The sequence below is a fragment of the Candidatus Andeanibacterium sp. genome (genome assembly GCF_057143545.1).
In genome coordinates this window covers 1-6,871 of the sequence record NZ_DBNHSF010000126.1, presented here as the reverse complement: position 1 = coordinate 6,871, position 6,871 = coordinate 1, and the positions used below count along the sequence as shown (strand labels likewise).

General features: G+C 63.6%; 8 protein-coding genes. 5 read left to right on the top strand and 3 right to left on the bottom strand.

Going from position 1 to position 6,871, the window contains the following annotated elements; translation table 11 throughout:
* Positions 1-523: phosphopyruvate hydratase family protein (locus tag AC16XC_RS07730; RefSeq protein WP_484034069.1), on the bottom strand; the 523-nt coding region annotated here is incomplete at its 3' end.
* Positions 524-762: 239 nt separating this feature from the next.
* Here AC16XC_RS07730 and AC16XC_RS07725 point away from each other — a divergent pair.
* The 5 genes from AC16XC_RS07725 (at position 763) to AC16XC_RS07705 (ending at position 2,851) form a co-directional block, all read left to right on the top strand.
* Entirely contained in the window at positions 763-1,245 is a 483-nt protein-coding gene (locus AC16XC_RS07725; protein WP_484034068.1) for a hypothetical protein, read from the top strand.
* 71 nt (positions 1,246-1,316) lie between these two features.
* On the top strand, positions 1,317-1,724 hold the full coding sequence (locus AC16XC_RS07720; protein WP_484034067.1) for a phage holin family protein: 408 nt from the start codon (positions 1,317-1,319) through the stop codon (positions 1,722-1,724).
* Positions 1,711-2,073, top strand: coding sequence for a hypothetical protein (locus AC16XC_RS07715; protein ID WP_484034066.1), 363 nt, complete (start codon positions 1,711-1,713; stop codon positions 2,071-2,073). The genes AC16XC_RS07720 and AC16XC_RS07715 overlap by 14 nt, the downstream gene beginning before the upstream one ends.
* Positions 2,066-2,464, top strand: a complete 399-nt coding sequence (locus tag AC16XC_RS07710; RefSeq protein ID WP_484034065.1) for a hypothetical protein — start codon at positions 2,066-2,068, stop codon at positions 2,462-2,464. The genes AC16XC_RS07715 and AC16XC_RS07710 overlap by 8 nt, the downstream gene beginning before the upstream one ends.
* 159 nt (positions 2,465-2,623) lie before the next feature.
* Positions 2,624-2,851, top strand: coding sequence for a DUF4170 domain-containing protein (locus AC16XC_RS07705; RefSeq protein ID WP_484034070.1), 228 nt, complete (start codon positions 2,624-2,626; stop codon positions 2,849-2,851).
* A 134-nt stretch (positions 2,852-2,985) separates the two neighbouring features.
* Here the strand turns inward: AC16XC_RS07705 and greA are convergent, their stop codons facing one another.
* Positions 2,986-3,453 carry a transcription elongation factor GreA gene (gene greA / locus AC16XC_RS07700; RefSeq protein ID WP_484034064.1) on the bottom strand — a complete coding sequence of 156 codons (468 nt, stop codon included), beginning with the start codon at positions 3,451-3,453 and terminating at the stop codon, positions 2,986-2,988.
* 118 nt (positions 3,454-3,571) lie between these two features.
* Positions 3,572-6,871 (bottom strand): carbamoyl-phosphate synthase large subunit (gene carB / locus AC16XC_RS07695; protein ID WP_484034063.1); only part of this gene is annotated, 3,300 nt, incomplete at its 5' end.

The window sequence follows — 6,871 nt, the reverse complement described above, 5'->3', positions numbered from 1 at the left end:
TCGGCGCGCCGACCGGCATGATCATGAATTCCTGGATGTCGATCGGGTTATCGGCATGTTCGCCGCCATTGATGATGTTCATCATCGGCACCGGCAGGACATGCGCGGAAACGCCGCCGATATAGGCATAGAGCGGCAGTCCGCGGGCATTGGCCGCCGCCTTCGCCACGGCGAGACTGGCGCCGAGGATCGCATTTGCGCCCAGGCGGCCCTTGTTCCCGGTTCCGTCGAGCGCGATCAGCGCCAGGTCGATATCGCGCTGGTCTTCGGCATCGAACACATCGACCAGGAGGTCGCGAATTTCGCCATTCACGGCAGCGACCGCCTTGGAGACGCCCTTGCCGAGATAGCGCCCCTTGTCGCCATCGCGCAGCTCGACCGCCTCATGCGCGCCGGTCGAGGCGCCCGACGGCACGGCCGCCCGGCCGAAACTGCCATCGTCCAGCAGGACGTCGACTTCGACCGTCGGGTTGCCGCGGCTGTCGAGAATTTCCCTTCCATGGATGTCGATAATTGCGGTCATGGCGATTTGGCGCTCCTGCTGCTATGATGCAGTGCAATAAAGGAAATATCGGCCTCCTAGTCAGTGGAACATTGGCAAGCAAGCCGCGTTTCCTATCTAGGGTACAGGCGGGATCGCCCCGTCGTCGGAAATCAGCCCCGCAACACCTTAAAGGGGAAAGGAATATTGTCATCATGGCCCAAACGAACGCGAAGAAGCCCGCGTCTCCCAGGAAAGCCAAGCCAAGGAAGGAAACTCAAGTGGACCACAAGACCGAAGCCAAGGCCAAATTCTCCAAGGCCCTCGAAGAGGCGAAAGCCGGCGCCGCCGAACTCGGCGCGGAAGCGAAGGAACGCGCCGGAGTCTACAAGGACAAGGCCGTCGCGAAATCCGGTGACTGGGTCGAAGACGCCAAGCGTTACGGCAACGAAGCCAAGACCAAGGCCGGGGAACTCGCCGCGCAGGGCAAGACCCGCGCCAGCGACGCCCTTTCGGGCCTCGGCAAGCTGGTGGCCGACAATGCCGAGACGATCGACGAGAAGGTCGGCCCGCGTTACGGCGATTATGCCCGCACCGCCTCGCGCAAGATGCAGGAAACCGCCGCCGCGATCGAATCCAAGGACTTCGAGGAGCTGGGCGACGATGCCCGCGAATTCGTGCGCAAAAGCCCCGGCCTGGCGGTAGGACTGGCGGCCATTGCCGGCTTCATGCTGGCCCGCCTGTTCACCGGTTCGAAGAAGTAGGGCCAAGGAAATAGGGGACTCCGCGCTGACCGCCATTGACTTCGAACCCGCCCGGTCGTTGACAGCCAGCGATGCTTGACGAGCCGAAGGAGCAGGACAGCGAGCTGGAACCGGTCGCACAGCGTGCGTCCGGCGAGCCCTCGCCGTCGCTCCTCGCCGATGTCGAGGCATTGGTCGAAGACGGCAAGACCTATGCCGAGGCCGAACTCGCCTACCAGAAGACGCGGCTGACCTACGTCTCCCGGCAGGCCAAATCGGCCGCGCTCTATACGTTGATCGCGGCGGCGCTGGTGGTGATGGCGGTCGTTACCCTGTCGATCGGCGCGATCCTGGCCCTGACCCCCGTGATCGGCGCGTTCGGCGCTACCGCGGTGGTGTTCGTCGCGCTGGTTCTCGGCGCATTGCTGTTCGGGATCGCCGCCAGGGGCAAGATCGCCAAGGCCGTGAGCGCGTTCGAGAGCGACGATGGGCAAGCTTGAAGAGCGCCTCGCGGAAGATCGCGCCCTGCGGAATTCCGCGAGGACGCTGTTTCGCAAGGAACTGGAGTTCGTCAGGCGGGAAGTGACGCCCAAGGCGCTCGGCGAACGGGCCGGAGTGCGGATCGGCGAACAGGTCGACCGGGCAAGCGACAGCGCGATCGAGCTGGCGGAAAGGCATGGCGGCAAGGCTGCCGCGCTCATCGGGGCAATCGCCGCCGGGTTCGGGGTATGGCTGGCCCGCAGGCCCATTCTTGCACAGTTTTCCGCCCTGTTCAGCAAGGGTGAAGCTGCAAGCGGTGATATGGAGCGGACTGAGGAAATACCGGAACAGGATTCGGACAATGAGTGAACAAGACCGCGAGAACCTGAAGCAGCGGATCGCCGCCGGCGAAGCGCGGCAGGAAGCGCGCGAACTGGCGCTTGCCGACCGGGCCGCCGAAGCGCGCGACCGGCTCACCAGGGCCGCACGCGAACATCCATTCCTGCTGATCGCGGGCGGGCTGGCGATCGGCGTGGCGATCAGCGCCCTGGTCCCCAGGTCGCCCACCAGGCGGCTGACCAGGAATGCCATCGGGTTCCTCGCCATGCTGACCGAGCTTGGCGTCACCTACAGCCGCGAGGCGCTGGAAGACGCGGACGAAGCCCGCCGTGCGGGCAAGGAAAAACTTGCCGAGCTGGGCAATTCGCTCATCGACAGCGCGAGCAGGCTGAAGGACCGGGTGCTGGAAAAGGCCGGCTAGAGCGACTTCGAGCCGGATGGAAGCATCTGGCAGCCTGGAAATCGCGGGGGCTGGACAAGGTCATGGAGCGCCCGAGCGGAGGGCTTGCCAGAACCGTGCAAAGCCCTATGTCCGTTTGCGGACATATTGCACCGCAACAAGGCGATCAAGGGCACCGCGATGTCGAAACAGCTTCTCCACCTTGTCATGGGCGGACGGGTTACCGATCCCCAGACCTGCGAATTCAAGGATCTCAAGGATCTTCACGTGGTGGGCTTCTATCCCAACTATGCCGAAGCCGAAGAGGCGTGGCGCGGCTGGGCCCAACGCACGGTCGACGATGCCGAAATGAAATATGTCATCGTCCACCTGCACCGGCTGCTGGAGCCGGAACTGCCTGACACGTAACTTCTCTCTCCCCTTCAGGGTAGAGATACGCAGGTTTGGGAGCGAAGCGACCTAACCGGAGTTGAGAGGGGAAGCGCGAATTTCCAATCCCCTCTCCCAACCCTCTCCCCTGAAGGGGAGAGGGCTATTGGATCTCAGACAAACTCGACCTTGTTGACCAGGTAGAACCGGTCGCCCGACGGCACGGTGACCTCGACCTCGTCGCCGACCGACTTGCCGATCAGCGCCTTGCCAAGCGGCGAATTGTAGGAAATCCGCCCGCGCCTGGCATCGGCCTCGGCCTGGCCGACGATCTGGTATTTGCACGGCTTCTCGTCTTCATCGAGCAAGGTAACGGTCGCGCCGAACACGATCCGGTCCCCCGAAAGCGATTTCGGGTCGATGATCTGGGCCCGGCTGACCTTGTCCTCGAGATCGCCGATTTGCGCCTCGACCTGGCCCTGGCGTTCCTTGGCGGCGTGGTATTCGGCGTTTTCCGAAAGGTCACCATGGGCGCGCGCTTCCTCGATCGCATCCACGATCTTCGGCCGCTCCTGCCGCAGCAAGTTCAGTTCGGCGGTCAGCATCTCGTAGCCTTCCGCCAGCATGGGCACCTTTTCCATTCAAATACCCCGTTTTCTTCAACGTCCCGTCATTGCTCGAGAAAACCTCTCCTTGCGTTCACGTGATGGCTCACGAAAACGACCCATTACGGCGTTCGAATGTGGGAGAGACGCTCGTTCAACCGCTATAATAGTCCTGAAGCGACCTGACTTCAAGATCGCTCGCCTTGACCGAGGCAATCGCCTGTGCGGTGGCGAGCGCGGCCGTGGCCGTGGTGTAGATCGCCACTTTCCGCTCGACGGCCGAAGCGCGGATCGACTGGCTGTCCTTGAGGCTCTGCCAGCCCTCGGTGGTGTTGAAGATCAGCGCGATCTCGCCATCGATGATCTTGTCGACAATATGCGGCCGGCCTTCGGCGACCTTGTTGACCCGCTCGACCGGCAGGCCATGCTCCTCGAGATAGGACTGCGTCCCGCCGGTCGCGATGACCGAAAAGCCCTGTTCGATCAGGAGCTTCACCGCCGGCAGGATATTCGGCTTGTCCGAATTCTTGACCGAGACGAACAGCACGCCTTCGGTCGGCTGGCGCATTCCCGCGCCGAGCTGCGACTTGTACCAGGCGGGCGCGAAGGTGCGGTCGATCCCCATCACTTCGCCGGTCGACTTCATTTCCGGCGAGAGGACCGGATCGGAACCCGGGAAGCGGGCGAAGGGAAATACCGCTTCCTTGACCGCGATATAGTCGAACTTGCGCTTGAAGGGCGGGAAGTTCGCCAGTTTCTGGCCTGCCATCACCCGCGCCGCGATCTTGGCAACCGGCTGGCCGATCGCCTTGGCGACGAACGGCACGGTCCGGCTGGCTCGCGGATTGACCTCGATCAGGTAGACCTGCTGACCATCCGGGCCCTCCTTCACCGCGAACTGGACATTCATCAGCCCGCGCACCCCCAGCGCCATCGCCAGCGCCTCGGTCTGGCGTTCCATCTCGGCGACGATGGCGTCGGGTAGGTTGTAGGGCGGGAGCGTGCAACCGCTGTCGCCCGAATGGACGCCCGCTTCCTCGATATGCTGCATGACCCCGGCAACCACGACCTGCTCGCCGTCGCACAGCGCATCGACATCGCATTCGATCGCATCGCGCAGATACTGGTCGATCAGCACCGGGCTGTCGCCCGACACATTGACCGCGGTATTGATATAGTCGTCGAGCTGCGCTTCGCTGTCGACGATCTCCATCGCCCGCCCGCCGAGCACATAGCTGGGCCGCAACAGCACCGGGTAGCCGATCCGACGGGCGACCGCCGCGGCCTCGTCGCGGCTGCGGGCAATGCCGTTCTTGGGCTGCCTGAGCCCAAGCTGCGTCACCAGCTTGGCGAAGCGCTCGCGATCTTCGGCCAGGTCGATCGCATCGGGCGAAGTGCCGAGGATCGGGACTCCGGCATCTTCCAGCGCCTGGGCCAGCTTGAGCGGGGTCTGCCCGCCGAACTGCACGATCACCCCGGCAAGGGTCCCTCGCGACATCTCGACCCGCATGATCTCGAGCACGTCTTCGGCGGTCAGCGGCTCGAAATAGAGCCGGTCCGACGTGTCGTAATCGGTCGAGACGGTCTCGGGATTGCAGTTGATCATGATCGTTTCGTAATCGTCTTCGGCGAGCGCGAAACAGGCGTGGCAGCAGCAATAGTCGAACTCGATGCCCTGCCCGATCCGGTTCGGCCCGCCGCCGAGGATCACGACCTTCCTGCGCTCGCTCGGCATCGCTTCGTCCTCGGGCGCGCCCAACAGCGGCGCCTCGTAGGTCGAATACATATAGGGCGTGATCGCCTCGAATTCGGCGGCGCAGCTGTCGATCCGCTTGTAGACCGGCAAGACTCCCAGCTTGTAGCGCAGCTGGCGGACTTCCTCTTCGCTGGTCGCCCCGGCCATGGCCTTCAACGTGTCGTGGAGCAGGCCGGAGCGCTTGGCCTGGGTTTCGCCCAGCCCGCCCGCGACATGGACCGAACGCACCGCCAGCGTGGCGAGCCGCTTGTCGGAAAAGCCCATCGCCTTGAGCCGGCGCAGGCCCGCCGCGTCGTTCGGCAAGCCGTCCTTGGTCAGTTTGCGCTCTTCCTCGATGATTTCGAAGATGTGCCGCAGGAACCACGGGTCATATTGCGTGATCGCATGGACTTCCTCGATCGAGAAGCCCTCGCGGAAGGCCTGCCCGATCTTGAGAATGCGGTCGGGCGTGCGCTGGGACAGCGCGGCGGTGAGCTCGTCGCGGCTCACCCCTTCGAGTTCGAACACGCGGTTGAACCCGTCGAGCCCGGTTTCGAGCCCGCGCAGAGCCTTCTGCAGCGATTCCTTGAAATTGCGGCCGATCGCCATCACCTCGCCGACCGATTTCATCGAGGTCGAAAGTTCGGCCTTGGCGCCCTTGAACTTTTCGAACGCGAAACGCGGGATCTTGGTTACGACATAATCGATCGTCGGTTCGAAGCTCGCCGGGGTCGCGCCGGTGATCTCGTTCATGATCTCGTCGAGCGTGTAGCCGACCGCGAGCTTGGCCGCGACGCGCGCGATCGGAAAGCCGGTTGCCTTTGAGGCCAGCGCCGAACTGCGCGAGACCCGAGGGTTCATCTCGATCACGATCAGCCGGCCGTCTTCGGGATTGACCGCGAACTGGACGTTCGACCCGCCGGTTTCGACCCCGATTTCGCGCAGCACCGCGATGCTGGCGGTGCGCATGATCTGGTATTCCTTGTCGGTCAGGGTCAACGCCGGGGCGACGGTGATGGAATCGCCGGTATGGACGCCCATCGGATCGACATTCTCGATCGAACAGATGATGATGGCATTGTCGTGCTTGTCGCGCACAACCTCCATCTCGAATTCCTTCCAGCCGAGCAGGCTTTCCTCGATCAGCACTTCGGTGGTGGGCGAGGCCTCGAGGCCCTGGCGGACGATCTGCTCGAACTCGGCGCGGTTATAGGCGATCCCTCCGCCGGTTCCGCCCAGGGTGAAGCTCGGGCGGATGATCGCGGGAAGGCCGGTATGTTCGAGCACTTTGAGCGCTTCCTCGACCGTGTGTGCTTCGCCGCTGCGCGCGCTTTCGAGCCCGATCCGGTCCATCGCCTGGCGGAACCGCATCCGGTCTTCCGCCTTGTCGATCGCATCGGCCTTGGCGCCGATCATCTCCACCCCGAATTTTTCGAGCACGCCCATCTCGTCGAGCTTGAGCGCGCAATTGAGCGCGGTCTGCCCGCCCATGGTCGGCAACAGCGCGTCGGGCCGTTCCTTCTCGATGATCTTGGCGACGATTTCGGGCGTGATCGGCTCGACATAGGTGGCATCGGCCATTTCCGGATCGGTCATGATCGTCGCCGGATTGCTGTTCACCAGCACGACGCGATAGCCGTCTTCCTTGAGCGCCTTGATCGCCTGGGTGCCCGAATAGTCGAACTCGCAGGCCTGGCCGATAATGATCGGGCCGGCGCC